This window comes from Actinomycetospora chlora (assembly GCF_039542135.1).
Classification (GTDB): domain Bacteria; phylum Actinomycetota; class Actinomycetes; order Mycobacteriales; family Pseudonocardiaceae; genus Actinomycetospora; species Actinomycetospora chlora.
On record NZ_BAABHO010000117.1, the window covers coordinates 1 to 1,131 of the forward strand.

The 1,131-nt window shown below is 72.9% G+C and carries 1 protein-coding gene; it reads left to right on the forward strand.

Going from position 1 to position 1,131, the window contains the following annotated elements; all coding sequences use genetic code 11:
- Positions 1-12 precede the first annotated feature (12 nt).
- Positions 13-1,131, forward strand: a 1,119-nt coding sequence (locus ABD994_RS30935; RefSeq protein ID WP_425550165.1) for a nitric oxide synthase oxygenase, incomplete at its 3' end; no start/stop codon positions are given.

Here is a 1,131-nt window from a genome sequence, read left to right on the forward strand (position 1 = left end):
CTCCCGGCCCCGATCCCGACGGTGGATCCGGCGGAGGCGGAGGAGTTCCTGCGGTTGTTCCATGCGGAGAACCCGGAGGCGGGGCCGGTGGGGCCGCGGGTGGCGGCGGTGGTGGAGGAGATCGCGCGGACGGGCACGTATGTGCACACCGGCGAGGAGTTGGCGTTCGGGGCGCGGGTGGCGTGGCGGTCCTCGGCGCGGTGTATCGGGCGGTTGTACTGGCGCAGCCTGCACGTGCGCGACCGGCGGCACGTGAGCGCCGCGGACGAGGTGGCCGGCGAGTGTGTGGGGCATCTGCGGGAGGCCACGCGGCGGGGTCGGATCCGGTCGACGATCACGGTGTTCGCGCCGGACGGGCCGGCGGGGCCGGGGCCGCGGGTGTGGAACGAGCAGCTGATCCGGTACGCGGGGTACCGGGCCGGGGGTCGGGTGCTGGGGGATCCGCGGTATGTGGGGTTCACCGATCAGGCCCGGTCGTTGGGGTGGTTGCCGCCGTCGCCGATGGGCCGGTTCGACGTGTTGCCGTTGGTGGTGACCGGGGGCGGTGAGCACGCCGCGGCGGGTCCGCAGCTGGTCGAGGTGCCCCGCGATGCGGTGCTGGAGGTGGAGCTGGCGCACCCCGAGCACGGGTGGTTCGCCGAGTTGGGGTTGCGGTGGCACGCGTTGCCGGTGATCAGCAACATGCGCCTGGACATCGGTGGGGTGTCGTATCCGGCGGCGCCGTTCAACGGCTGGTACATGGCCACCGAGATCGCGGCGCGGAACCTGGCCGATGCCGATCGGTACGACATGCTCGCCGAGGTGGCCGAGGCGATGGGGCTGGACACCAGTTCGGATCGCACGTTGTGGCGGGATCGGGCGGCGATCGAGCTGACCGCGGCGGTGCAGCACTCGTTCGACCAGGCCGGGGTGTCGCTGGCCGATCACCACGGCGAGTCCCAGCGGTTCCTGCGGTTCGTGGAGAAGGAACAAGCCGCGGGGCGGGCGTGCCCGGTGGACTGGAGCTGGATCGTGCCCCCGATCTCCGGGGGGCTGACCCCGGTGTTCCACCGCTACTACGACCCGCCCACCGACACCGGACCCATGTTCCGCCTCGACCCCCACGCCCAGGCCCGCGGACGCGGCTGCCCC